This is a genomic window from Dactylosporangium thailandense (assembly GCF_059739745.1).
Genome location: NZ_AP029195.1, coordinates 3,326,877 through 3,349,962 on the forward strand (window position 1 = coordinate 3,326,877; position 23,086 = coordinate 3,349,962).

The following is a 23,086-nucleotide window of genomic DNA, read 5'->3' on the forward strand; positions in this document are numbered from 1 at the left end:
CGACGTACCGCCGACTGGTCAACCGGAGCGAATTCATGCCGATACGGTAGACAATAGCAACGCCGTCGGTCAATCCCCTATCTATCCGATAGAGAATTAGGCCGCGGCGCCAGGCCCGGCCGAGGCGGATCTTGCGGGAGCAATCCGGGTGCGGTCCCCGGGCCCCCTTCAAGGCGCGCGGGCGCGGTCCGATGGAGGGGCCGTGAGGTCGACTGCCCGAACGCAACCCCGGGAAGAGCCCGACGGCGAGTTCCGCCGGGTCGCCGGCCGGGCCATCAGCGCCATGTTCGTCGCCGGCGGGTTGCTCACCCTCGGGCTCCCGCTGACGCTGTCCGGCATGGCCGCGCTCGTGGTCTGCGTCGTCGGCGTCGTCGCCATGGTCGCCGGGTTCGTGATGTGGCGCCTGCCCTGGCATCGCTGGCCCCGCCGCGCGTCGCTGTGGACGGTCGTGCCCGCGCTGCTGCTGCTCGGGGTGGGCAACTGGGCGGAGCCGGACCCGTACCTCGCCGCCATCCTCTACTTCCTGCTCGCGGTCTGGGTCGGCACCGCCCAGCGGCGCGGCACCACCCTCGCGCTCAGCCCCGTCCTGGCGATCGCGTACTGGATTCCGCTGGCGATCGCGTCGCACGCTCCCGGGCTGGGGCGCTCGGTGTACTACGTCACGGCCACGTGCGTGCTGGCCGGCGAGTCCGTCGGCTGGATCACCGCGCGGCTGCACGACGTCCAGCGGCGGCTGCGCGAGCAGGCCCTGACCGAGCAGGCGTTCACCGACCAGCTGACCGGGCTGCCGAGCCGGGCGCTGCTGCTGGAGCGGGCCGAGCAGGTGCTGCTCGCGGCCGACCGCCGCGGCGGGTCCAGCGCGCTGCTGCTCATCGACCTCGACCGGTTCAAGGAGGTCAACGACACGCTCGGGCACCACAACGGGGACCTGCTGCTGCGGCAGGTCGCGCGGCGGCTCACCGGGGTGCTGGGCGAGCGTGCCACGGTGGCCCGGCTGGGCGGGGACGAGTTCGCGGTACTGCTGCCGGACATCGGCGGCACCGGGGACGCGACGGCGGCCGCGGCCGAGATCACCGCCGCGCTCGACGAGCCGTTCGCGCTCGGGGGCCTGTCGCTCGAGGTGGACAGCAGCATCGGGGTGGCCGTCTACCCGGAGCACGCCACCGACTCGGCCCAGCTGCTGCAGCGGGCGGACGTGGCGATGTACGCGGCCAAGAGCGGCCACGAGCACCACGTCGTCTACGACCCCCGGTTCGACCGCCACAACCCCTACCGCCTCGGGCTGCTCGGCCAGCTCCGCCGCGCGGTCACCGCCGGCGAGCTCGTCATCTTCTACCAGCCCAAGGCCGACGCCGGCAGCGGCCGGGTGCTCGGCGCCGAGGCCCTGGTCCGCTGGCAGCACCCCGAGCACGGCCTGCTCGGCCCGAACGAGTTCATCCCCCTCGCGGAGACCACGGGCCTGATCCGCCAGCTCACCTCGTACGTCCTCGAGACCGCCCTGCGCGACTGCCACGCCTGGCGCGCGGCCGGCCACGACATCTCCGTGTCGGTGAACGTGTCCGCCCGCTGCCTGCTCGACCTGGAGCTGCCCGAGGAGATCTGGCGCCTCACCGAGCAGTACGGCGTCCCGGCCGACCGGCTCGTCGTCGAGATCACCGAGAGCGTCATCATGACCGACCCGGACCGCGCCCTGGAGGTGCTCAACCGCCTGCACGAGCTCGGCGTGCGCCTGTCGATCGACGACTTCGGCACCGGCTACTCGTCGCTGGCCTACCTCAAGAACCTCCCGGTGCAGGAGCTCAAGGTCGACCGCTCCTTCGTCACCCACATGCGCGAGCGCACCAGCGAGCTCGCGATCGTGCGCTCCACCGTGGACCTCGGCCACAACCTCGGCATGCACGTCGTCGCCGAGGGCGTCGAGGACGCGGCCACCTGGGAGCAGCTGCACGCCCTCGGCTGCGACGAGATCCAGGGCTACTACCTGGGCCGCCCGATGCCCTCCGGCGAGGTCGTCACCTGGCTCGGCACCCGGGCGATGGCCACGCACGGGGCGGCGAGGCTCGGCGCGCGCTGACGCCGGGGCACGGCGAGGGGCGAGCGGTGACCCGCCCGCCCCCCGGGGTGCTCAGACCGCCGCCTCGGTCCTCGGGGCCGGTGGCGGTGCCGGCTCCTCGTCGTCCGCGGGGCGCGGGGTGTGGTCGTCGACCATGGTGCGCTCGTCGAACGGCAGGCGGCCGGCCAGGACCTCGTCGCAGCGGGCGCGGTCGAAGTCGTGCGTCCACCTGCCGACCAGGATGGTGGCCACCGCGTTGCCCGCGAAGTTGGTCAGGGCCCGGGCCTCGGACATGAAGCGGTCGATGCCCACGATCAGGCCGACGCCGTCGACGAGCTCGGGGCGGTGCGCCTGCAGGCCGCCCGCGAGGGTCGACAGGCCGGCGCCCGTCACGCCCGCGGCGCCCTTCGACGCGATGATCATGAAGAGCAGGAGCGAGATCTGCTGGGGGATGCTCAGCGGCTGGCCGAGCGCGTCGGCGATGAACAGCGACGCCATGGTCAGGTAGATCGCGGTGCCGTCGAGGTTGAAGGAGTAGCCGGTCGGCACGGTCAGGCCGACGACCGTGCGCGAGACGCCGGCGTGCTCCATCTTGGCGATGAGCCGCGGCAGCGCGGACTCCGACGACGAGGTGCCCAGGATGAGCAGGAACTCCCGCGCGAGGTACCTCAGCAGCAGCAGGATGTTCACCCCGGCCACCGCGCGCAGGATGACGCCGAGCACCACGAACACGAAGATCGCGCAGGTGAGGTAGAAGCCGGCCATGATCTGCAGCAGGCTCTCGATGGCGCTCCAGCCGCCGGCGCCGACGACGGCCGCGATGGCGCCGAACGCGCCGATCGGGGCCAGCCACATGATCATGGCGAGCACGCGGAAGACGAGCTTCTGCAGGTGGCCGATGCCGGCCAGGATCTTCTGTCCCGACTCGCCGATCGCGTGCAGCGCGAAGCCGGTCAGCAGCGCCACGAGCAGGGCCTGCAGCACCTGGCCCGAGGTGAGCGACGAGAAGAAGCTGGTCGGGATGATGCCGAGCAGGAAGTCGGTCGTCGAGCCGGAGCCGCTCTGCGCCTGCTTCTCCGCGGCCGCCTTCGCCGCCTCGGTCAGGTGCAGGTTCGCCCCGGGCTGCAGGATGTTGCCCACGACGAGGCCGATCGCGAGCGCCACGGTCGACATGACCAGGAAGTAGCCCAGGGCCAGGCCGCCGACCCGGCCGACCCGGGCGAGCCGGCGCACCGAGCCGATGCCGAGCACGATCGTGCAGAAGATGATCGGGCTGATCATCATGCGGATGAGGCTGACGAAGCCGGTGCCGAGCGGCTTCATCTCCAGCGCCGCCTTGGGCGCCAGGAGGCCGAACGCGGCGCCGGCGACGACCGCGACGATCACGGCCAGATACAGCAGATGGGTTCGGTCGCGCCGCCGGGCGGGGGCGGCCGCGGTGGTGTCTGGGGGCGTCATACCGTGAGCATGCGAGCCGCAGTGACCCCGGTCACTATTAAGTACATTGCGTACATGTCCCCGCGCCGTTGGAGCCTCGCCCGTCAGCTGCTCGGCCTCCAGCTGACCGTCATCACCGTGCTCGTCGCCGGCACCCTCGGCGGCGCGTACGTGCAGGCCGACCGGGCCAGCCTCGACGCCGCCCGGCAGAAGGTCCTCGGCATCGCGTGGAGCGTCGCCGACTCGCCCGCCGTGCGCGACGGGCTCGCGGCCCCCGACCCGACCGCCGTCCTGCTGCCGCTGGCCGACCAGCTCAACCGCGACGCCGAGACCGACTTCGTGGTCATCATGACGACGGGCGGCATCCGGTACACCCATCCGGATCGTCGCCAGATCGGCGGGCACTTCCTCGGCACCATCGGCCCCGCCGCCGAGGGCCGCCCGCTCACCGAGACCTACACCGGCACCCTCGGCCCGTCGATGCGGGCCGTCGTCCCGGTGCGCGACGGCGACCGGATCGCCGGGCTGGTCTCGGTCGGCATCCGGCTCACCTCGGTCGCCCGCCAGGTCCGCGGCCGCATCCCGTCGCTGCTCGTGACCGCCGCGCTGGCGATGCTGCTCGCCGGGGCCGGCTCCTGGCTGGTGAGCCGGTGGCTGCGCCGGCAGACCCACGACCTCGGGCCGGCGGAACTGGCGCGGATGTACGAGTTCTACGACGCTGTCCTGCACGCCGTCCGCGAGGGCCTGCTCCTGCTCGACCGCAACGGCCGCCTGCTGCTGGCCAACGACGAGGCCCGGCGCCTGCTCGCGCTCGGCGAGGACGCGCTGGGCCGGCCGATCGGCGAGGCCGGGCTGCCCGCCGCGCTCGGCGGCGCGCTGGCCGAGGGCCGGGCCCGCACCGACGAGATCCACCTGGCCGGCGACCGGGTGCTCGTCATCAACCAGGCGCCCGCGAGCACCGCCGGCGCCGGCGCGCCGCTCGGCACCGTGGTGACCCTGCGCGACCACACCGACCTGCAGGCGCTCACCGGCGAGCTCGACTCGGTGCGCGGCTTCGCCGAGTCGCTGCGCGCCCAGGCCCACGAGGCCGCGAACCGCCTGCACACCATGCTCTCCCTGATCGAGCTGGGCCGCACCGAGGAGGCGATCGCGTTCGCCGCCAACGAGCTCGCGGTCGCGCAGCGGCTCACCGACCGGGTGGTGGGGGCCGTGCGCGAGCCGGTGCTGGCGGCGCTGCTGCTCGCCAAGGCCGCGCAGGCCGCCGAGCGCGGCGTGGACCTCGAGGTCGCGGCCGACGCGGAGGTACCGGAGGCAGCCCTCCCACCCGGGGACCTCGTGACGATCGTGGGCAACCTGCTCGACAACGCCATCGACGCCGCCGTCGCCGCCCCGCCCCCGCGCCGGGTCGAGTTCGCCGCGCTGCTGCGCGACGGGGCGCTGGTGCTGCGCGTGGCCGACAGCGGCCCCGGCCTCGACCCCGCCGACGTCACCCACGCCTTCGAGCGCGGCTGGTCGACGAAGCCAGCGGCCGGGGCGCTCATGGGCCGCGGGCTCGGCCTGGCCCTCGCCGGGCAGGCGGTGCACCGCCACGGCGGCGGCATCGACGTGGACGGGGCCGCGTTCACCGTCCGGCTGCCGATGCGCGCCGCGGCGGTCGCGCCGTGATCCGGGTGCTCGTGGTCGAGGACGAGCCCATCGCGGCCGACGCCCACGTGATGTACGTCGAGCGCGTCCCCGGCTTCGCGGTGGCGGCCCGGGCCGCGACGGCCGCCGAGGCGCTGCGCGTGCTCGTGAAGGAGCGGGTGGACCTCGTCCTGCTGGACATGAACCTCCCGGACATGCACGGGATGGACCTGGTGCGCGCGATGCGGGCGGCCGGCCATCCCGCCGACGTGATGGCCGTGACCTCGGCCCGGGACCTGGACGTGGTGCGCGCCGCGGTGTCGCAGGGCATCGTGCACTACCTGCTCAAGCCGTTCGCCTTCGCCGCGCTGCGGGAGAAGCTGGAGCGGTACCGGCAGTACCGGACCCAGATCGCGCGCACCGAGTCCGTCGCGGACCAGGGCGAGGTCGACGGTTTGCTGGAGACCCTGCGCGGGCAGTCCCCGAACCACCTGCCGAAGGGGATGAGCCCCGAGTCCCTGGCGGCCGTCGCGGACCTGATCCGCACGGCGTCCGGCGGCCTCTCCTCGGCCGAGGTGGCCCAGTCGTTGCAGGCCTCCCGGGTGACCGCGCGGCGGTATCTTGAATATCTGGCCGAGCGCGGCGCCGCGGCCCGCCACCTGCGCTACGGCACCGGCGCGGGCCGCCCGGAGGTGGAGTACCGGTGGATACCGTGATGCGGGCGGAGCTGCGGCACCGCCGGGACGCGGCCGCGGCCGAGGCCGCCGCGCTGGAGGCCGACCTGCGCGCCGTGTTCGAGGCGTCCCGCGAGTCCAACGCCGACGACGAGCACGACCCCGAGGGCAGCACCATCGCCTACGAGCGCGCCCAGCTCACCGCGGTCCTGGCCGCCACCCGCCGGCGCCTCGCCGACCTCGACGACGCCCTGGCCCGCCTGGACGCGGGCACGTACGGCATCTGCGAGCGCTGCGGCCGCCCGATCCCGCCCGAGCGCCTGCTGGCCCGCCCGGCCGCCCGCACCTGCGTCGTCTGCGCCTGAAAACGCAGCACGGCCGGTCACCCCTCCACAGGAGACCGGCCGTGCTGCTGCCCTGGGCTTGTCACGCCAGGGTGCTCAGTTCGCGGCCTCGAGCTCGGCGTTGGTGCCGCTGAACATGGTGCCGCTTTCGAAGCCGGAGGCGAAGCGCTCCTTGAGCATGTCGAGCTCGGAGAACTGGGCCTGGTGCGAGGACTCGGAGCCCTCGGCGGCGAAGACGTGGTCGTCGACGGAGGCGTCGTGGGAGTAGTTGGTGTAGTCGTCCGACTCGTAGTGCACGGCGCCGGGGGCGTCGTACTCGACGTGGTGGCCCTGCGAGAAGTCGGTGGACTCGGCGGCGGAGTGGTCCTGCTCGTACACGCCGAACTGGCTGTTGTAGTCGGCCTCGGAACCCTCGGCCTGGTGCAGCTGGTCCAGCTCGGCGCTCTCCTGGCCGGCCTCGTACTGCCCGTAGTCGACGTCGCTCATGTCGCTATCTCCCCTGCATCAAACTTCGTGTTGGTGTTGAGAAGAACGTTAAGGCGCCCCGCGGCGCGTCAAATCCCGGAAACGTGCCACCCGCCGGCGGCCCTAGACTGCTTCGCATGCTGTTCGCCGGAGTTGCCTGGACCGCCGACGGGTACGAGATCGAGGTGGCCGGCGAGGACGGCCGGACGGTCGCACGGCGGCGGGCGCGGACCCCGGGCGAGGTCGTCGCGGCGCTGCCGGCCGCCGGGCGGGACGTCGCCGTGGTCTTCGACAGCACCAACGGCACCGTCGAGGGCGGACTGCTCAGCGCCGGTTTCCAGGTGTACCGCGCGGACCCGGCCCAGCTGCCCGGGCGTCCCGCGTTCGGGTCGGTCACCGCGGCCGCGCTCGCCGACGCCGGTCGCCGGTCCGCGGCCGGCCTCGCGCGCATCGCGCCCGGCGGCGGGGCGCTCGACGGGCGCGGCGAGGAGTACAGCCTCGGCATCGCGGCCAGCGCCGGTGCCGAGGCGGACCTGGCCGGCTCCGGACGGTTCCTCGCGCACGGGGCCCGGGACCGGGCGGAGATCGCGCTGACGTTCGACGACGGGCCCTGCCCGCCGTACACCCGCGGGATCCTCGACGTCCTCGCGCGCTACGACGTGCGGGCCACGTTTTTCTGCGTCGGGCTGCACGCCGCCGCGCACCCGGACGAGGTGGCCCGCATCGTCGACAGTGGACACCTCGTGGCCAACCACTCGTGGTCGCACCCGTTCCTGCCCGACCTCTCGCGGCCCGAGCTCGCCGGGCAGGTCGAGCGGACGAGCGAGGCGCTGGCGCGGGCGGGCGCGTCGGCGTCGGCGTACTTCCGGCCGCCGTACGGCTCCCGCACGCCCGAGGTGCTCGGCTGGCTCGCCGCGCAGGGGTCGGTGGTCACCCTGTGGGACGTGGAGTCCAGCGACTGGGCGTGCCCGGGTGCGGACGCGATCGCCCGCCGTACCCTTGACAAGGCCACGGCGGGCTCGATCGTCCTGCTGCACGACGGGGGCGGCGACCGCTCCCAGACCGTGGAAGCGCTGCCGACCATCATCGAGTCACTGCTGAGCGACGGCTACGGCCTGGTCACCGTCGACCGGCTCGGTCAGGCTGTCTCCTAGGAGTTGGACTTCGGCAGGCCCGGCGGGTTCACCAGCGAGGTGGGCACGGCCTCGGTGTCGAGGTTGTACGCGGCGAGCCACTGCTGGTACTGGCCGTTCTGGATCAGGTAGTTGATGGCGTCGGCCACGGCCTTGATGAGCCCGTTGTCCTTCTTGGTGGTCGCGGCGATCAGCCCCTGCAGCGACTCGCCCGCGCCCGAGTAGACCCCGGCGTTGCGCACGGCGTCGGCGGTGCCCTGGGTCTGGGTGATCTGGAAGGCGATGCCGGGGTTCGGGCCGAAGTACGCGTCGATCTGCCCCGACACGAGGGCCTTGAACGTGCTCGGCGTGTCCGCGAAGTACTTGATGTCGAGCGTCTTGCCCTCGGCCTTGAGCTTGTCCTGCCAGGCGACCAGGATCTTCTCCTGGTTGGTGCCCGCGCCGACGGCGACCTTGAGCCCGGCGAGCTTCGTGTAGTCCTTGCCGAAGGTCCAGGGGTTGCTCGCCTTCACCGCGAAGCCGAGGTTGTCCTGGCGGTAGGAGGCGAAGTCGTACTTCTCCTTGCGCTGCTCGGTGTCGGTGATGTTCGAGAACCCGACCTCGTTGCGCCCCGAGTCGATGCCGACGAACAGGTTGTCCCACGTGTCGTTGTTGAACTCGGGCTTCAGGCCGAGCACGGCGGCGACGAGGCGGCCGAGGTCGGGCTCGGCGCCGGTGACGGTCTTGTCGTCGTCGCCGACGAGGGCCAGCGGCGGGAAGCCGGTGGGCAGGGCGCCCAGGCCGATCGTGAGCTTGCCGTCGGCCTTGATCGCATCCGGTACCTCGTCGGCGATGCTCTGCTGCTTGCCGACCTTGAGCTCGGCGGGCTTCGCGATGCCCTTCGCCTGCGCCCCGATGCGCACCGTGTCCGGGTTCTGCGCATCGGGCTCCGCCTGGGCCCCGGTGCCGCAGCCGGCCAGCAGGACCAGGGACAACAACGCTGCCGCTCGCTTCATGGCTCTCCTTGGGATATTTACAGCACTTTGGCGAGGAACTCGCGAGTGCGGGACTGTCGGGGGTTGGCGAGCACCTCGGCCGGCGGCCCCTGCTCGACGATCACGCCCTCGTCGAGGAACACGACGGTGTCGGCGACCTCGCGGGCGAAGCCGATCTCGTGGGTGACGATCACGAGCGTGGTGCCGGCCTCGGCCAGCCGCCGGATCACCGACAGCACCTCGCCGACGAGCTCGGGGTCGAGCGCGGACGTGGGCTCGTCGAACAGCAGCAGGCTCGGCTCCAGCGCCAGGGCCCGGGCGATCGCCACCCGCTGCTGCTGCCCGCCGGACAACTGCCTCGGGTAGGCGTCGCCGCGGTCGCCGAGCCCGACCCGGGCCAGCAGCTCGATCGCCCGCTCCCGCGCCCCGGGCTTCTTGTGGGCCACGAGCGGCTCGGCGACGTTGTCGCGGGCGGTCAGGTTCGGGAACAGGTTGAAGCTCTGGGCCACGAAGCCGATCCGGGTGCGCTGGCGCCGTACCGCCCGCTCCGGGAGCTCGTGCAGGTGCGTGCCGCGGACCTCGACCCCGATCAGCTCCCCGTGCACGGCGACGTAGCCGAGGTCGGGCCGCTCGAGGTGGTTGATGGTGCGCAGCAGCGTCGACTTGCCCGAGCCGGACGGCCCGAGGATCGCGACCGTCTCGCCGGGGCGGACGGTCAGGTCGACGCCCTTGAGCACCTCCCGCGGCCCGAACGACTTGTGCACGTTGCGGATCTCCAGCGCCGGCTCCGGCATCAGAACCCCCTCCGCGCGGTGCCCCGGGCGAAGTACCGCTCGACGTAGTGCTGCACGACCGACAGGGCGGCGGTCATGACGAGGTACCAGGCCGCGCCGACGATGAGGATCGGCACCAGGGACTCGGGGTGGCGCGACTCCAGCACGAAGACGGCGCCGAACAGGTCCAGCAGCGACACGTAGTACACGAGCGAGCTGGCCTTGATCAGGCCGATCAGCTGGTTGCCGTACGCCGGGACGATCGAGCGCAGCGCCTGGGGCAGCACGATCCGGCGCAGCTGCCGCGCCTTGGACAGCCCGAGCGCGGTGGCCGCCTCGATCTGCCCGTGCTCGACGGACAGGATGCCGCCGCGGATGACCTCGGCCGCGTAGGCCGCCTCGTTCAGGCTCAGCGCGATGACGCCGATGGCCAGCGGGGTCAGGCTGCTCGTCTGCACCTCGGCGAAGACGGGGCCCCAGGGGATGCCGACGCCGAGGCGGGGGTAGAAGTACGAGAAGTTGAACGTGATGATCAGCAGCAGGGGCAGCGGCAGGGCGCGGAAGAACCACACGTACGCCCAGGCCAGCCCGCCGATGAGCGGGTTGCCCGACAGCCGCCCGAGCGCGACGACCACGCCGAGCAGCAGCCCGAAGACCGCGCTGAGCCCGACGACCTGCAGCGTGACCACGACGCCGTCGAGGATCGACTCGCGGGTGAAGAACGACCAGAACTTGGGCCACTCGTAGTGCTCGTTGGTGAACACGCCCACGACGAACTGGGCGAGCACGACCAGCACGGCGGCGCTCACGACCCACCGCCACGGCCGCAGGCGCGGGGTGACCCGGCGCTGGGCCAGGAGCGGGTCGAATCGGTCTTTCGGGGGCGACGGCAGGGTTGCGGTCTCGCTCATGCGAGTTGCTCCATCCGGGTACGGCCGGGTTGCTGGAGAGCACGACGGGGCGACGGCGCGGGCCGGTCGCGGGGGGCGTCAGGCCGAACGGCGAGCGCGACACTGCGCGGCGTTCATGGCATCGCCCCTTCGTCGACACGGACACCGTGGTCGCATCCGCTTACAGGGCAACATAAGGAGCGCGGGACTAACTTGTCAATCCCTATCGGAAAACTAGTATTTAGCCCTCTCGCTCTGCTCTTTACCGCGCTCCACGACGGCTGGCTTCGGCAGGCGGGCGTGGTGCCGCCGGTCGCGCTCGAGACGTAGGAGCGGCTGATGCACCACCCGCCACCGGCCACGAGGACGCGGTGCCGCGCGCGCGACCACCAGATGTCCGTTGACGCACCGCACGTCCGGCCACTCCGCACGCAGCGTGCACTCGGCCAGCCCGCGCGCGTCGTGTGCACGGCCGTTCTCGTGTGCATCGTGCGCTCCGCCGTTTCAGGCTCGGCGGTGCCGCGTGTATGCCGATTGTGCTGCCAGAGGGCGTGGTGACGGTGGAATTTGCCGTGCATGGGTGGCGCGATCCGGTCTGGGTCGGCGGTCGAGCGGGGCGAGGGGTAGGCGTGGCTGGGCTGGTGGTTAACGCTGCGTTTGTAGGTCCTTATTTCTCGCTGCAGCGGTTGACATGTGGGGATCGCGCATCTTCGATGGTGTATGTCCGGATGTGTGGGGCGGTCCGCCAGCCGCTCCCACGCCCGGGTTCTACTCGCAGCGCGCGCGCCTGGGTGCGTAGAGTGCCGCGGCCCGAGTCGTGGCCGGGCTGGCTGGAGGGCTGATGCGACCTGCTCCGCGTTCGTGGCATGACCGTGACGTGGTGGCGCCCGCTCGGCGGTCCACCGCAGGCTCGGCGGGAGCCGGCGACTCGGCCGGGGGCGCCTCGGCGGGGAGGGCCGCGAGGACGGGCAGTTGGCGCGCTGTGGCGTCTCGGGTTTCGGGGCGGCATGTCCGCGGCATGGCTGGGCGGCGGGGGAGGTTGGCCGTCGGGGGTGCGGCGCTCGTCGTTGCGGTCGGCGGGGTCACCTCCGCTGTGCTCGTGCCCGCGCAAGCCGCGGCCGGTAGCACCATTGTCGGTGTCGCCTCCGGGCGCTGTCTCGACGTCGTCGGGCAGAACCACGCCGACAAGACCGGCGTCAACATCTACGACTGCAACGGGCAGGACAACCAGGCGTGGACGTTCACGGCGGCGGGGGAGCTGCGCGTGTACGACTCGACGAAGTGCCTCGACGTCGAGGGGCAGGACACCACCTCGCCGGCGCGGGCGCAGATCTACACGTGCAACGGTGGCAGCAACCAGCGGTGGCGCATCAACGCCGACGGGAGCATCGTCGGCGTGCAGTCGGGGCTGTGCCTCGACGTCGACGGGGGCGGGACCGGTAACAGCACGCCGGTGAACCTCTGGACCTGCCACGGGCAGAGCAACCAGCAGTGGCGGACCAGCCTCGGCAACGGGGACACGCAGGCGCCCACCGTCCCGGGGAATCCGCGGGTCAGCGAGCTGGTGTGCGACGCCGTCACGTTCTCGTGGGACGCGGCGAGCGACAACGTCGGGGTCGCGTTCTACGACGTGTACCACGACGGGCAGCTCATGAAGTCGGTCCCGGGGACGACGCTCTCGACCGGCCTGACCGTCGTCGCCGGGGTGACCTGGGGCCTCTACGTGAACGCGCGGGACGCCGCCGGGAACGTCTCGCAGGCGAGCAAGACGGTGCCCATCACGCCGCCGCAGTGCCAGCCCGACACGCAGGCGCCGACGGCTCCCGGGAACCTCACCGCGACCGCGAGCGGCACGTCGGTCAGCCTGGCGTGGGCGGCGGCCTCGGACAACGTGGGCGTGCGGGCCTACGACATCTATCGCGACAACGCCAAGGTCGGCACTGTCACGGGCGCCACCGCGACGACGTTCATCGACAGTGCGCTGGCGCCGAGCACGACCTACCAGTACTACGTCGTGGCCCGCGACGCCCAGGCCAACGTGTCGCCGCACAGCAACACCGCGACCGTCACCACTGGCGCGGACTGCGGCAGTCCGGTGTGCGCGGTGACGCAGGTCGGCACCGACACCGACATCCCGTGGGGGCTGGTCACGCTGCCCGACGGCAGCATCCTCTACACGCGGCGCGACGCCCACGACATCGTCAAGCTCAACCCGGCGACGGGCGCGAAGACCACCGTGGGCACGGTCCCGAACGTCGAGAACACCGACGGCGAGGGCGGGCTGCTCGGCCTCGCGATCGCGAGCACCTTCGCGGCCGACCACTGGCTCTACATCATGCACACCTCGCCGACCGACAACCGGATCGTGCGCATCCAGCTCGACGGCGACCGGCTGGGCAGCGAGCAGGTGCTGCTCAGCGGCATCCTGCGCAACAAGTTCCACGACGGCGGGCGGCTGCGCTTCGGGCCCGACGGCAAGCTCTACGCGGCCACCGGCGACGCACAGAACGGCGACAACGCGCAGAACACCAATGGCCTTAACGGCAAGGTGCTGCGGCTCAACCCGGACGGCTCGGTGCCGTCGGACAACCCGTTCGGCAACTACGTGTGGAGCTACGGCCACCGCAACCCGCAGGGCCTCGCGTTCGACTCGCAGGGCCGGCTCTGGGAGCAGGAGTTCGGCAACTCGATCATGGACGAGACAAACCTGATCACCCGGGGCGGCAACTACGGCTGGCCCGCCTGCGAGGGGACCTCGGGGACCTGCGGCACCGCCGGGTACATCGCGCCGAAGCGGACGTACCCGACGGCCGAGGGCTCCTGTTCCGGGCTCACCGTCGTGCGGAACGTCGTCTACATCGCGTGCGAGCGCGGGACCAGGTTGTACCGCGCCCAGATCAACGGCACCGAGCTGCAGACGCCGCAGGTGTACTTCAACGGCACCTACGGCCGCCTGCGCACCGTCGAACCCGCCCCGGACGGCGGCCTCTGGCTGACCACGTCCAACCTCGGCGACAAGGACAGCATTCCGAACAACAGCGACGAGAAGCTCTTCCACGTGCAGCTCAGCTGACCCGGCGGCGAATCCACCAGAACCCGAACGCGCTCAGCGCCGCCGCGAGCACCGAATACGCCGCCAGCTCCAGCCACTGGAACGGCCAGTAGCGGCTGCCGGGCTGGTACGTGTACTGGAAATGCAGGTTCTTCGTGCCCAGGCAGTCGAAGTCCTTGGCCATCTCGCCGGTCATGCACGACCTGTTCTGCTCGGCCGTGAACGGCGTGCCGTCCGCGTTGAACACCTGGTTCACAGCACCCCGCACGAGCTGACCGTGGTGGCGACGATCCGGCCGGCCCGCGTCGTCGGCGACCCGACGTTGCTGGCTCGGCTCGTGGCGAACCTGCTCGACAACGCGATCCACTACAACGCGCCCGGGGGCACGGTGGAGGTGGGCGTGCGGCGGCTGGACGGGTACGCTCGTCTGATCATCGCCAACACCGGCCCCGTGGTGCCGCCCGACCAGGTCGAGCGGCTATTCGAGCCGTTCCAGCGCCTGCGCCGCGTCGCCGACGACGGCCACCACGGCTTGGGGCTGTCCATCGTCCGCGCGATCGCGACCGCGCACGGGGCGACCATCCAGGCTCGGTCCTGCCCCGGTGGCGGGCTGAGCGTCGAGGTGCTCTTCCCGGCGGGTCGCGTTGGCTGAGCGGACGCCTCGCGGGATCGTGGACACGCTCGCGGACGCGCAGCGGTGGCGGCTGCCCGCCGCGGCGTGGATTCTGCTCGACGGGCTAACCGCTCGCGTCGACCGGGCGCTGCGCGACGACGATCCGGCCGCGCTGCGGGACGCGCACCAGCGCCTCGAGCTGCTGCGGCCCGGGCCGACGCCGTCGATCGGCGGCCACGGCATTTCGGCGTGCCCGCCGGCGCTCGCGGAGAAGATCGACACGCTCATCCGCCGCGTGCGCGCCGGCATTTCCTGACCCCTCGGCAACGCATCCGTCGATCGACGGGCGCGCACAGCCCTCGTGCAGCTCTTCGCGTGGGCGTGGAGATCACCCAGAACCTCGTCGTCAACGCCGTCCACGCGCTCCGGGCCGCCCCGCGACGTGACGATCGTCGGGCGTGTGGTGCCGGCGGGCGCCGAGCTGGTGGTGATGACCGCCGCGGCGAACCGCGACCAGTGCTGCTGAAGGTCACGTATTCGAAACCTGCGGTATTCCGGTGGGTGGCGCGGCTGCGTGTGGCGGTGTGAGAGAGAGGTGGCCGGTCGGTGCCGTCGGGTCGGGCGGCGCGGACGGTGAGCCGGAGACCGGAGGGGAGCAGGATGACGGCGGCGACAAGGCGGAAGACACACAGGCCGGGATGGCGAAGACGCGAATGCAGGCGCCTTACGGGGTGCGTTGCGAACCTACGACCTGATGCGGCGTCGGGCTCAACCCCAATCCTGCGATGATTCCGAACGTGATCGATCCGCTGCGCGTCGAACGGACGTTGGGAGAGCGCCCCTTCACCGAGGTCGGCGAGCCCGCTCTGGCGGTCATGGCGAAGGCCGTCTGGCGGTCGCGGGCGACTTTGTCCGCGAGTCCCACGGGGCGCCGGTGGCCGTCTACAACACCGGTGACCTGAGCTGCCGGGCGGTTCTCCGGTCGCGGTACCCCGTGCACGCGCTCGCGTTCCACCCGACGTTGCCGCTGTTGGCGGTCGGTACCGGCAAGTACGACGGCGGTTACTTCTTCGAGGGCGAGCTGCTCGTGCTGGACCTGGAGATGAGCGCGACTGTGTCGATGTTCGAGGACGAGTTGGGCCGCGAGGTGCTCGGCCTGGAATGGCTGGATGACCAGGCGTTGCGCCTGCTTATGGCGCCGCCGGACGACTGGCAGGACAGAGCCGCGTGGATCGAGGGACACGTGGCGGTGGTGCGCCGAGACAACTGGCGCACTCTTGGCCCCGCGTCGATCGGATCAGGTGAGCTGGCCGGACCCAGAGTTCCCGCGCCCCGCCCCGACGGTCGTGCGGAAGCGCGCGCGGCTGTGAGGCGCTTCAGCGATGACGGCGAGCCGCGGCGAAACGTGCGCGCGGTCGAGGAGTTGCCCGACGGGCGGGTCCTGGCGGCGCTCTCCGACGTCGCGGTGGAGTGCTGGCTGCCCTCGGGCGAGGCGCAGTGGCGCGTCCCGGATGACAACGGCCCGGATAGCGGTGGTCTGGACCTCGTGGTGGCACCGGACGAACAATCAGTCTGGGTAGGCCTGGTGCGGCCCCATTGGCAGGAGCCTCCGCAGTTGCTGGTCCGGTGCTCGCTGGCGGACGGAAGCCGGCTCGACGAGTTCAGTCCGCGCCACCCGTACGCCCTCGTCCAGTGCTCCGACGGGCTGCCAGCCGTCGCGTCCGCCGGTGACGTGCCGCAGCTCCACCGACTGCGGGTCCGCCGAGGCCGGCGGATCTACGTCCGGGAGGTCGAGCGTACGTCCGCGTCGGTGCTCGCCCCGCGCGTCGCCTGGCTGTCGGCCGCGGATCCGGAGCCTCCCGCAATCGACGGCCGTCCACGCGAGACCGGCGGACTGCGTCGCCTGTTCCCGTATTCATGGGTGCCGAACGAGTCGCACTTCGCCGGGCCGGGGGTTGAGATTTCGGAGGGGAGCCTGGTCTGTGCCGGGACTGTTTACGACGGCCGTGGGTTGCAGCCTGGCGGCTCCTTCGTGGTTCGGCGGGACTTGACCACCGGAAGTCCGCATTGGACCTTCCGCACCGACTCTCTCGCCACCGATCTCGACGCCAGCACCGACACTGCCTACGTCGCCTACCGGGACGGCGAGATCGTGGCGCTCGACCTGGATGATGGCCATCTGCGCTGGCGATGGCGCCTTCGGGGGATCTTTCCGACGGCGCTGACCGTGGCCGGCGCGGATCGGCTGCTCGTCGGAACCAGCGACGGACGGATTCTCGTCTGCCGTATTTCCCGATCCGAGTCAACCGTTGTCGAGGGAATGGACGTCCAGCAGTAGCTACTGGACCGTCGTGCTGCCCGCCACGATCCATCGTGGATGATCAATTATAGCTTCCACGACGGGACCCGGAACGCGCGAACAAGGCCAACTGCTGAGCACTGGTGGTGCTGGGCCTTGCCCGGCCGAGAACCTAGCTGTTGAGCGCGTGATCGTCGGTCGCTTGTTCGGCGTCAGGCCGCGTGGTGATAGAGCTGGCTGCAGTGCGGTTGGGGCTCAGGGATTTGCTGCGAGGTAGTCAGACCAGCTGTTGCTGGCGATTCGGGTCCATCGGGCGGCCGTGTTCGGGTGGATGCCGATCACCGGGCTTGCCACAGCTTGCGCACTTATGTGCGGGCTGGTCGGTGCCGCAGCACGTTGCGCACAAGTCGGCGCCGGCGGGAGTCCGTCCGACGATGATGCGCCGCCGCAGGCGCGACCACGACCCAACCACAGTGTCTCAGCCGGTGTCGCTGACCTGCCCGCCGCCGGACATTCCCACGCCCCCGCCGAGCGGGACGGTGACGGTCACCAACCCGGGCACCCAGAGCATGCTCAAGCTGGACACCGTGGCGCTGCAGATGCAGGCCACCGGCGGGAGCGGGTCGTACGCCTGGTCGGCGACCGGCCTGCCTCCCGGGCTGGCCATCGACCCCTCGACCGGCCTGATCAGCGGCACGGTCAGCACCATCGGAAGCTACACCGTCACGGTCACGGCCGTTGGAGGCGGACAGGGAAGCACCACCTTCAGCTGGAGCGTCAGAAAAGAAGCCCCCTGCCCGCGCTGCTGATCGGCTGCGGCAACTCCATCCCTCGTCGACCCCCTCGCAAGACATCAGTACATGCAGATGTGTTCTAGGGTCGCGTCATGATGCGACGACGCATGAATCGATGGCTGGCGGCAACGGCCTCCGGCGCGCTCCTGGTCACCGCCGCGGGTACCGCCGCGCACGCGGCGCCGCCGCCGGTGCCGGACGGGCTGCGGCAGGTGCAGGTGCGCCAGTCGCTGCTCGGCACGCACACGTGGTACCAGCAGCTGTACCACGGCCTGCCCGTCCTCGGCGGCTTCTACGCCACGCACACCGACTCGGCGACCGGCGAGGTCACGGTGCAGGACGGCCGGCTCGAGGTCCGGGGCCTGGCGACCGAGACGCCCGGCGTCGCCGCCGACCACGCCCGCGCCTCGGTGGCCGGGCGCACCGGCGGGCAGGCGGCGCGGTCCGAGCTGGTCGTGGTGCCGGGCGCCACCGCGAAGCTCGCGTGGGTCGTGGTGACCCGCACGGGGCACGGCACCGTGCGCACGGTGCTCGACGCCGGCAACGGGGCCCAGCTGGAGGAGAAGAACCTGGTCAAGGAGGCCAGCGGCACCGGCACGGTGTTCGCCCCGAATCCGGTCGCGGCGCTGCAGAACGAGAACCTGACCGACCGGGACGACGCCGACTACCCGGCCCTGCGGGCGGCGTACAGGACCGTGACCCTGAACCATCTCGACGGCCGGGGTACCACGCTGCAGGGCTCGTACGCGAACAACATCAGCGACGGCGCGGTCCGCTCGGCCCAGCGCAAGTTCGCGTACAACCGCTCGCAGCCCGGCTTCGAGCAGGTGATGGGGTACTACAGCATCACCTCCGCGCAGGAGTACATCCACACGCTCGGCTTCGGTGACGTGAACAACGAGCCGCAGGACTACTCGACGACCGGGCTGACCGACGACAACTCCTTCTACGACCCGGACACCGACGGCATCACCTTCGGCACCGGCGGCGTCGACGACGCCGAGGACGAGGAGGTGATCTGGCACGAGTACGGCCACGCCATCCAGGACGACCAGGTCCCCGGCTTCGGCGAGGCGATCGAGGCCGGCTCCATCGGCGAGGGCTTCGGCGACTACTGGGCGTTCACGATGTCGCAGGCGACCAGCCCCGACACCCGCCGCACGCCGCTGGCCTGCATCGCGGACTGGGACTCGACCGCGTACACCGACGACGTCCCGCACTGCCTGCGCCGGGTCGACGGCACCAAGATGTACCCGGCCGACCTCGAGGGCGAGGTCCACGCCGACGGCGAGATCTGGTCGCGGGCGCTGTTCGACGTCAACAACGCGCTCGGCCGCACCCGCGCGAACCGGGTGATCATCGAGGCCCAGTTCGGCTTCGACCCGAACACCACGATGCCGGCCGCGGCGCGGCAGACGGTCAAGACCGCGAAGGCGCTCTACGGTCAGGCGGCCGCGGACAAGGTGCGGGCCGCCTTCCACGCCCGCGGCATCCTCTGACCGCTCGGGTCAGGACCTGGCGACGGGGGCTTGCCGCCGCCGTCGCCGGGTCGCGCCGGGTCAGCGGCCCTTGAGCGGGTACGGCACGAACGTGCTCCGGTTCTCGTCGAGGTCCAGGTGCCGGCTGATCGGCGGCGCGGCCCGCTGCGGGCACGTCGCGCGCTCGCAGGTCCGGCAGCCGGGGCCGATCGGCATCGCGGCCGCGCCGTCGGTCAGGTCCATGCCGGTGGAGTAGACCAGGCGCGAGGCGTGCCGGATCTCGCAGCCCAGGCCGATCGCGTAGACCTTGCCGGGCTGGCCGTAGCCGCCGTGGTGGCGCGTGATGGTGCGGGCGATCCACAGGTACCGCTGGCCGTCCGGCATCGCCGCGATCTGCACCACCGCACGGCTGGGGGAGCTGAACGCCTCGTACACGTTCCACAGTGGACACGTCCCGCCCGTGCGCGAGAACGGGAAGCCCGTCGCGGACTGGCGCTTGGACATGTTGCCGGCGCGGTCGACGCGCACGAACGAGAACGGCACGCCGCGGGCGCGGGGGCGCTGCAGGGTGCTCAGCCGGTGGCAGACGGTCTCCCAGCCCATCGCGAAGTGCTCGGTCAGCAGGTCGATGTCGTAGCGGCGGGACTCGGCGGCGGTCAGGAACTGCTCGTACGGCAGGATCAGCGCCGCCGCGAAGTAGTTGGCGAGCCCGACGCGCGTGAGGATCTGCGTCTGCACGTCCTCGAAGTGCTCCTCCTCGACGATCTCGTCGATGACGTCCGCGTACTCCATGAGCGCCAGCTGGGCCGCCATCCGCATCGCCTCCTGCCCGGCCCGCAGCGCGCTGGTGAGATGCAGGGTCTGGGTCTGCGGCCGGTACCGGTGCAGGTCCCCCTCGAGGGCGTCGTCGCGCACGATGCGCACCCCGTGCCGCTCGGCCAGCCGGTCCCGCAGCGCCGGGCGCACCTCGCCGCGGCGCAGCCCCATCCGCGCGGCGAGCGCCTCGGCGGCCTCGTCCAGCTGCGGCACGTAGTTCTGGCGGCGGTAGAAGAACTCGGTCACCTGGTCGTGCGGGCTGCGCCCGAGCGGTCCCCGGTCGCCGACGAGCTCCGTGAGCTGGTCGGAGACCTGGCGGTACCGCCGATGCAGGTCGATGATCGACTCGGCCAGCTCCGGCAGGCGAGTGGCCAGCTCGCTGAGGTCGGCGATGCTCCCGGTGCCGGCGAGCGCCTCGCGCAGGCCCGCCACGAGCTGCGGGGTGTCGTGCGGCGCGAACACGGCCGGGTCGACGCCGAAGAGCTCGGTGGCGCGGATGAGCACCGGGGCGGTCAGCGGCCGCACGTCGTGCTCGATCTGGTTGAGGTAGCTCGGCGAGATGGCCAGGTGCCGGGCGAGGTCGGTCTGGCTCAGCCCGTGCTCCTCGCGCAGCCGCCGCAGTCGCGCGCCCGCGAACACCTTTGCCATCCTCAACAAATAGCACCAATGTCAAATTGTGTTTTCGCAACTTGGCAAAGTCGCCCGGAAACTTGGCAAGACTTGGCTTTTTCCGCCCCTCGACCGGCCCGTTCACCCCGTGTGACCGTGGGCGGAGAGGCACGACACAGCGGTCATCCAAGGGAGCGAATCATGAGTGACGCCGTTGATCGGTTGCGACAGGAATGGGACACCGACCCCCGCTGGCAGGGCGTGCGGCGCGACTACGACGCGGCGGACGTGGTGCGGCTGCGGGGCGCGATCCAGGAGGAGCACACCCTCGCCAGACGCGGCTCCGAGCGGCTCTGGCGGCTGCTGCACGACGAGGACTACATCCACGCCCTCGGCGCGCTCACCGGCAACCAGGCCGTGCAGATGGTCCGGGCCGGTCTCAAGGCCATCTACCTGTCGGGCTGGCAGGTCGCGGCCGATGCCAACCTCTCCGGGCACACCTACCCGGACCAGAGCCTCTACCCGGCCAACTCGGTCCCGGCGGTCGTGCGGCGGATCAACAACGCGCTGCTGCGCGCCGCCCAGATCACCACCGCCGAGGGTGATGCGGACACCGAGTGGCTCGCCCCGATCGTCGCGGACGCGGAGGCCGGGTTCGGCGGGGTGCTCAACGCGTACGAGCTGATGACCGGCATGATCGTCGCGGGCGCGGCCGGCGTGCACTGGGAGGACCAGCTCGCGTCCGAGAAGAAGTGCGGCCACCTCGGCGGCAAGGTGCTCATCCCGACCGGGCAGCACATCCGCACCCTGCAGGCCGCGCGGCTGGCCGCCGACGTCGCCGGGGTGCCGACGCTGATCGTGGCGCGCACCGACGCGCAGGCCGCGACGCTGCTCACCACCGACATCGACGAGCGCGACCAGCCGTTCGTCACCGGCGAGCGGACCGCCGAGGGCTTCTACCGGTGCCGCAACGGCGTGGACGCGTGCATCGCGCGAGGGATCGCCTACGCGCCGTACAGCGACCTGCTCTGGATGGAGACCAGCACCCCGGACCTCGAGGTCGCGCGGCGCTTCGCCGAGGCCGTCAAGCGCGAGCACCCGGAGCAGATGCTGGCCTACAACTGCTCGCCGTCGTTCAACTGGCGCAAGCACCTCGACGACGCCACGATCGCGAAGTTCCAGCGCGAGCTCGGCCACATGGGGTACAAGTTCCAGTTCATCACCCTCGCGGGCTTCCACGCCCTGAACTACTCGATGTTCGACCTGGCGCGGGGGTACGCCAACGAGGGCATGACGGCCTACGTGGCGCTGCAGGAGCGCGAGTTCGCCGCCGAGGCGCACGGCTACACGGCGGTCAAGCACCAGCGCGAGGTGGGCACGGGCTACTTCGACCTGATCAGCACCGTGCTCAACCCCAACGGCGAGACCACCGCGCTGCACGGGTCGACGGAACAGGAGCAGTTCGCATGAGGTACAAGATCAATGGCGTCCTCGCCGATCGCTATGACGAGGTCCTCACGCCGGGTGCGCTGGAGTTCCTCGTCGCCCTCGACGACCGCTTCGCCGCCCGCCGGGTCGCGCTGCTGGACACCCGCCGCGCCCGTCGCGCCCGCTGGGCCGCCGGTCAGCTGCCGGACTTCCGGCCCGACACCGCGCGCATCCGGCAGGACGACACGTGGCGGGTCGCGCCGCCGGCCCCCGGGCTCGAGGACCGCCGGGTCGAGATCACCGGGCCGCCCGAGCGCAAGATGACGGTCAACGCGCTCAACTCCGGCGCCAAGGTGTGGCTGGCCGACTTCGAGGACGCGACCGCGCCGACCTGGGACAACGTCATCGGCGGGCAGCTCAACCTCATGGACGCGCTGGACCGCAACCTCGACTTCACCGACGAGCGCGGCAAGCGTTACGCGCTCGGCGACGAGATCGCCACCATCGTGGTGCGGCCCCGCGGCTGGCACCTGGTCGAGAAGTGGATCGTCGTCGACGGCCGCCCGATCTCCGCCAGCCTCGTGGATTTCGGGTTGTACCTGTACCACTGCGCCTGGCGCCAGCTGGACGCCGGTTCGGGGCCGTACTTCTACCTGCCCAAGCTCGAGGACCATCGCGAGGCGCGGCTCTGGAACGACGTGTTCGTGTTCGCGCAGGAGTACCTCGGCCTGCCCCGCGGCACCATCCGCGCGACGACGCTCATCGAGACCATCACCGCCGCGTTCGAGATGGACGAGATCCTGTACGAGCTGCGTGAGCACTCGGCCGGCCTGAACGCGGGCCGGTGGGACTACATCTTCAGCATCATCAAGAACTTCGGCCAGTGGTCGGACTTCGTCCTGCCCGACCGCGCCGAGGTCACGATGACGGTGCCGTTCATGCGGGCGTACACCGAGCTGCTCGTGCGCACCTGCCACCGGCGCGGCGCCCACGCCATCGGCGGCATGGCCGCGTTCATCCCGAGCCGCGACGCCGCGGTCAACGAGACCGCGACCGCGAAGGTGCGGGCCGACAAGCAGCGCGAGGCGGGCGACGGGTTCGACGGCTCCTGGGTGGCGCACCCGGGCCTCGTGGACGTCTGCCGCGCGGCCTTCGACCAGCCCAACCAGCTCTCGGTGCTCCGCGAGGACGTCGACGTCACCGCCACCGACCTGCTCGCCGTCGACAAGACGCCGGGCCAGGTCACCGCGGCCGGGCTGCGCGCGAACATCTCGGTGGCGCTGCGGTACATCGACGCCTGGCTCGGCGGCACGGGCGCGGTGGCGCTGTCGAACCTCATGGAGGACGCGGCCACCGCGGAGATCGCCCGCTGCCAGGTGTGGCAGTGGCTGCATCACCACACCCCGCTGGCCGGCGGCGGCACGGTGACCGAGGAGACGGTGCGGGCGCTGCTCGCCGAGGAGCTGGCCGCGCTCAGCGAGGGACGCTCCGGGGCGCAGCTCGAACGCGCCCTGGCCGCGGCCGGGATCGTGGAGCGCACGGCGCTCGAGGAGCACCTGCCGTCGTTCTTCACCACGGACGCGTACGCCCACCTGGCCCCGTCGGCATAACACCATGGAACGGGATGTCAC

The 23,086-nt window shown here is 71.5% G+C and carries 20 protein-coding genes; 13 read left to right on the top strand and 7 right to left on the bottom strand.

Annotated elements, in window-relative coordinates:
• Positions 1-202: 202 nt before the first annotated feature.
• Positions 203-2,074 carry a putative bifunctional diguanylate cyclase/phosphodiesterase gene (locus AC6JBM_RS14995; protein ID WP_497984224.1) on the top strand — a complete coding sequence of 624 codons (1,872 nt, stop codon included), beginning with the start codon at positions 203-205 and terminating at the stop codon, positions 2,072-2,074.
• Between the two features lie 51 nt (positions 2,075-2,125).
• Here AC6JBM_RS14995 and AC6JBM_RS15000 read toward each other — a convergent pair whose 3' ends face one another.
• Entirely contained in the window at positions 2,126-3,511 is a 1,386-nt protein-coding gene (locus tag AC6JBM_RS15000; protein WP_497984225.1) for a cation:dicarboxylate symporter family transporter, read from the bottom strand.
• 54 nt (positions 3,512-3,565) lie between these two features.
• On the opposite strand from AC6JBM_RS15000, the gene AC6JBM_RS15005 reads away from it, so the two are divergent.
• From AC6JBM_RS15005 to AC6JBM_RS15015, 3 genes are read left to right on the top strand one after another with little or no spacing between them, the layout of a single operon-like run.
• Positions 3,566-5,155, top strand: a complete 1,590-nt coding sequence (locus AC6JBM_RS15005) for a sensor histidine kinase (protein WP_497984226.1) — start codon at positions 3,566-3,568, stop codon at positions 5,153-5,155.
• Positions 5,152-5,829 (top strand): response regulator, encoded by a 678-nt coding sequence (locus tag AC6JBM_RS15010; RefSeq protein ID WP_497984227.1) that lies wholly within the window; start codon positions 5,152-5,154, stop codon positions 5,827-5,829. Before AC6JBM_RS15005 ends, AC6JBM_RS15010 begins: the two co-directional genes overlap by 4 nt.
• Positions 5,817-6,152 carry a TraR/DksA family transcriptional regulator gene (locus tag AC6JBM_RS15015; protein ID WP_497984228.1) on the top strand — a complete coding sequence of 112 codons (336 nt, stop codon included), beginning with the start codon at positions 5,817-5,819 and terminating at the stop codon, positions 6,150-6,152. The genes AC6JBM_RS15010 and AC6JBM_RS15015 overlap by 13 nt, the downstream gene beginning before the upstream one ends.
• A gap of 75 nt (positions 6,153-6,227) precedes the next feature.
• Here the strand turns inward: AC6JBM_RS15015 and AC6JBM_RS15020 are convergent, their stop codons facing one another.
• Complete coding sequence (locus AC6JBM_RS15020) at positions 6,228-6,617, bottom strand: hypothetical protein (protein ID WP_497984229.1); 390 nt, start codon at positions 6,615-6,617, stop codon at positions 6,228-6,230.
• Between the two features lie 116 nt (positions 6,618-6,733).
• Here AC6JBM_RS15020 and AC6JBM_RS15025 point away from each other — a divergent pair, with 116 nt between their 5' ends.
• Positions 6,734-7,750, top strand: a complete 1,017-nt coding sequence (locus AC6JBM_RS15025; protein WP_497984230.1) for a polysaccharide deacetylase family protein — start codon at positions 6,734-6,736, stop codon at positions 7,748-7,750.
• On the opposite strand, the gene AC6JBM_RS15030 is transcribed toward AC6JBM_RS15025, so the two are convergent.
• The 3 genes from AC6JBM_RS15030 to AC6JBM_RS15040 are packed head-to-tail and all read right to left on the bottom strand — an operon-like array spanning position 7,747 to position 10,387.
• Positions 7,747-8,724 carry an ABC transporter substrate-binding protein gene (locus tag AC6JBM_RS15030; protein WP_497984231.1) on the bottom strand — a complete coding sequence of 326 codons (978 nt, stop codon included), beginning with the start codon at positions 8,722-8,724 and terminating at the stop codon, positions 7,747-7,749. The genes AC6JBM_RS15025 and AC6JBM_RS15030 overlap by 4 nt on opposite strands.
• Positions 8,725-8,741: 17 nt before the next feature.
• Complete coding sequence (locus AC6JBM_RS15035) at positions 8,742-9,497, bottom strand: amino acid ABC transporter ATP-binding protein (RefSeq protein ID WP_497984232.1); 756 nt, start codon at positions 9,495-9,497, stop codon at positions 8,742-8,744.
• Complete coding sequence (locus tag AC6JBM_RS15040) at positions 9,497-10,387, bottom strand: amino acid ABC transporter permease (protein ID WP_350626385.1); 891 nt, start codon at positions 10,385-10,387, stop codon at positions 9,497-9,499. The genes AC6JBM_RS15035 and AC6JBM_RS15040 overlap by 1 nt, the downstream gene beginning before the upstream one ends.
• A gap of 1,078 nt (positions 10,388-11,465) precedes the next feature.
• On the opposite strand from AC6JBM_RS15040, the gene AC6JBM_RS15045 reads away from it, so the two are divergent.
• Positions 11,466-13,439 carry a PQQ-dependent sugar dehydrogenase gene (locus tag AC6JBM_RS15045; RefSeq protein ID WP_497984233.1) on the top strand — a complete coding sequence of 658 codons (1,974 nt, stop codon included), beginning with the start codon at positions 11,466-11,468 and terminating at the stop codon, positions 13,437-13,439.
• Here the strand turns inward: AC6JBM_RS15045 and AC6JBM_RS15050 are convergent.
• Positions 13,432-13,686 carry a hypothetical protein gene (locus tag AC6JBM_RS15050; RefSeq protein WP_497984234.1) on the bottom strand — a complete coding sequence of 85 codons (255 nt, stop codon included), beginning with the start codon at positions 13,684-13,686 and terminating at the stop codon, positions 13,432-13,434. The genes AC6JBM_RS15045 and AC6JBM_RS15050 overlap by 8 nt on opposite strands.
• Positions 13,687-13,698: 12 nt before the next feature.
• Here AC6JBM_RS15050 and AC6JBM_RS15055 point away from each other — a divergent pair, with 12 nt between their 5' ends.
• The 5 genes from AC6JBM_RS15055 to AC6JBM_RS15075 all read left to right on the top strand — a co-directional run bounded on the left by AC6JBM_RS15055 (position 13,699) and on the right by AC6JBM_RS15075 (position 18,623).
• Positions 13,699-14,070: a sensor histidine kinase gene (locus AC6JBM_RS15055; RefSeq protein ID WP_497984235.1), complete on the top strand. Its 372-nt coding sequence runs from the start codon at positions 13,699-13,701 to the stop codon at positions 14,068-14,070.
• 19 nt (positions 14,071-14,089) lie between these two features.
• Positions 14,090-14,347 (top strand): CATRA system-associated protein, encoded by a 258-nt coding sequence (locus tag AC6JBM_RS15060; RefSeq protein WP_497984236.1) that lies wholly within the window; start codon positions 14,090-14,092, stop codon positions 14,345-14,347.
• A gap of 618 nt (positions 14,348-14,965) precedes the next feature.
• Positions 14,966-16,369 carry an outer membrane protein assembly factor BamB family protein gene (locus AC6JBM_RS15065; protein WP_497984237.1) on the top strand — a complete coding sequence of 468 codons (1,404 nt, stop codon included), beginning with the start codon at positions 14,966-14,968 and terminating at the stop codon, positions 16,367-16,369.
• Between the two features lie 530 nt (positions 16,370-16,899).
• Complete coding sequence (locus AC6JBM_RS15070) at positions 16,900-17,139, top strand: Ig domain-containing protein (RefSeq protein ID WP_497984238.1); 240 nt, start codon at positions 16,900-16,902, stop codon at positions 17,137-17,139.
• Positions 17,140-17,231: 92 nt separating this feature from the next.
• Positions 17,232-18,623: a M36 family metallopeptidase gene (locus AC6JBM_RS15075; RefSeq protein ID WP_497984239.1), complete on the top strand. Its 1,392-nt coding sequence runs from the start codon at positions 17,232-17,234 to the stop codon at positions 18,621-18,623.
• Between the two features lie 60 nt (positions 18,624-18,683).
• On the opposite strand, the gene AC6JBM_RS15080 is transcribed toward AC6JBM_RS15075, so the two are convergent.
• Positions 18,684-20,066, bottom strand: a complete 1,383-nt coding sequence (locus AC6JBM_RS15080) for a short-chain fatty acyl-CoA regulator family protein (protein ID WP_497984240.1) — start codon at positions 20,064-20,066, stop codon at positions 18,684-18,686.
• A 162-nt stretch (positions 20,067-20,228) separates the two neighbouring features.
• On the opposite strand from AC6JBM_RS15080, the gene aceA reads away from it, so the two are divergent.
• On the top strand, positions 20,229-21,497 hold the full coding sequence (aceA, locus tag AC6JBM_RS15085) for an isocitrate lyase (RefSeq protein WP_497984241.1): 1,269 nt from the start codon (positions 20,229-20,231) through the stop codon (positions 21,495-21,497).
• Positions 21,494-23,065: a malate synthase A gene (gene aceB / locus AC6JBM_RS15090; RefSeq protein ID WP_497984242.1), complete on the top strand. Its 1,572-nt coding sequence runs from the start codon at positions 21,494-21,496 to the stop codon at positions 23,063-23,065. The genes aceA and aceB overlap by 4 nt, the downstream gene beginning before the upstream one ends.
• The last annotated feature ends 21 nt before the right edge of the window (positions 23,066-23,086 follow it).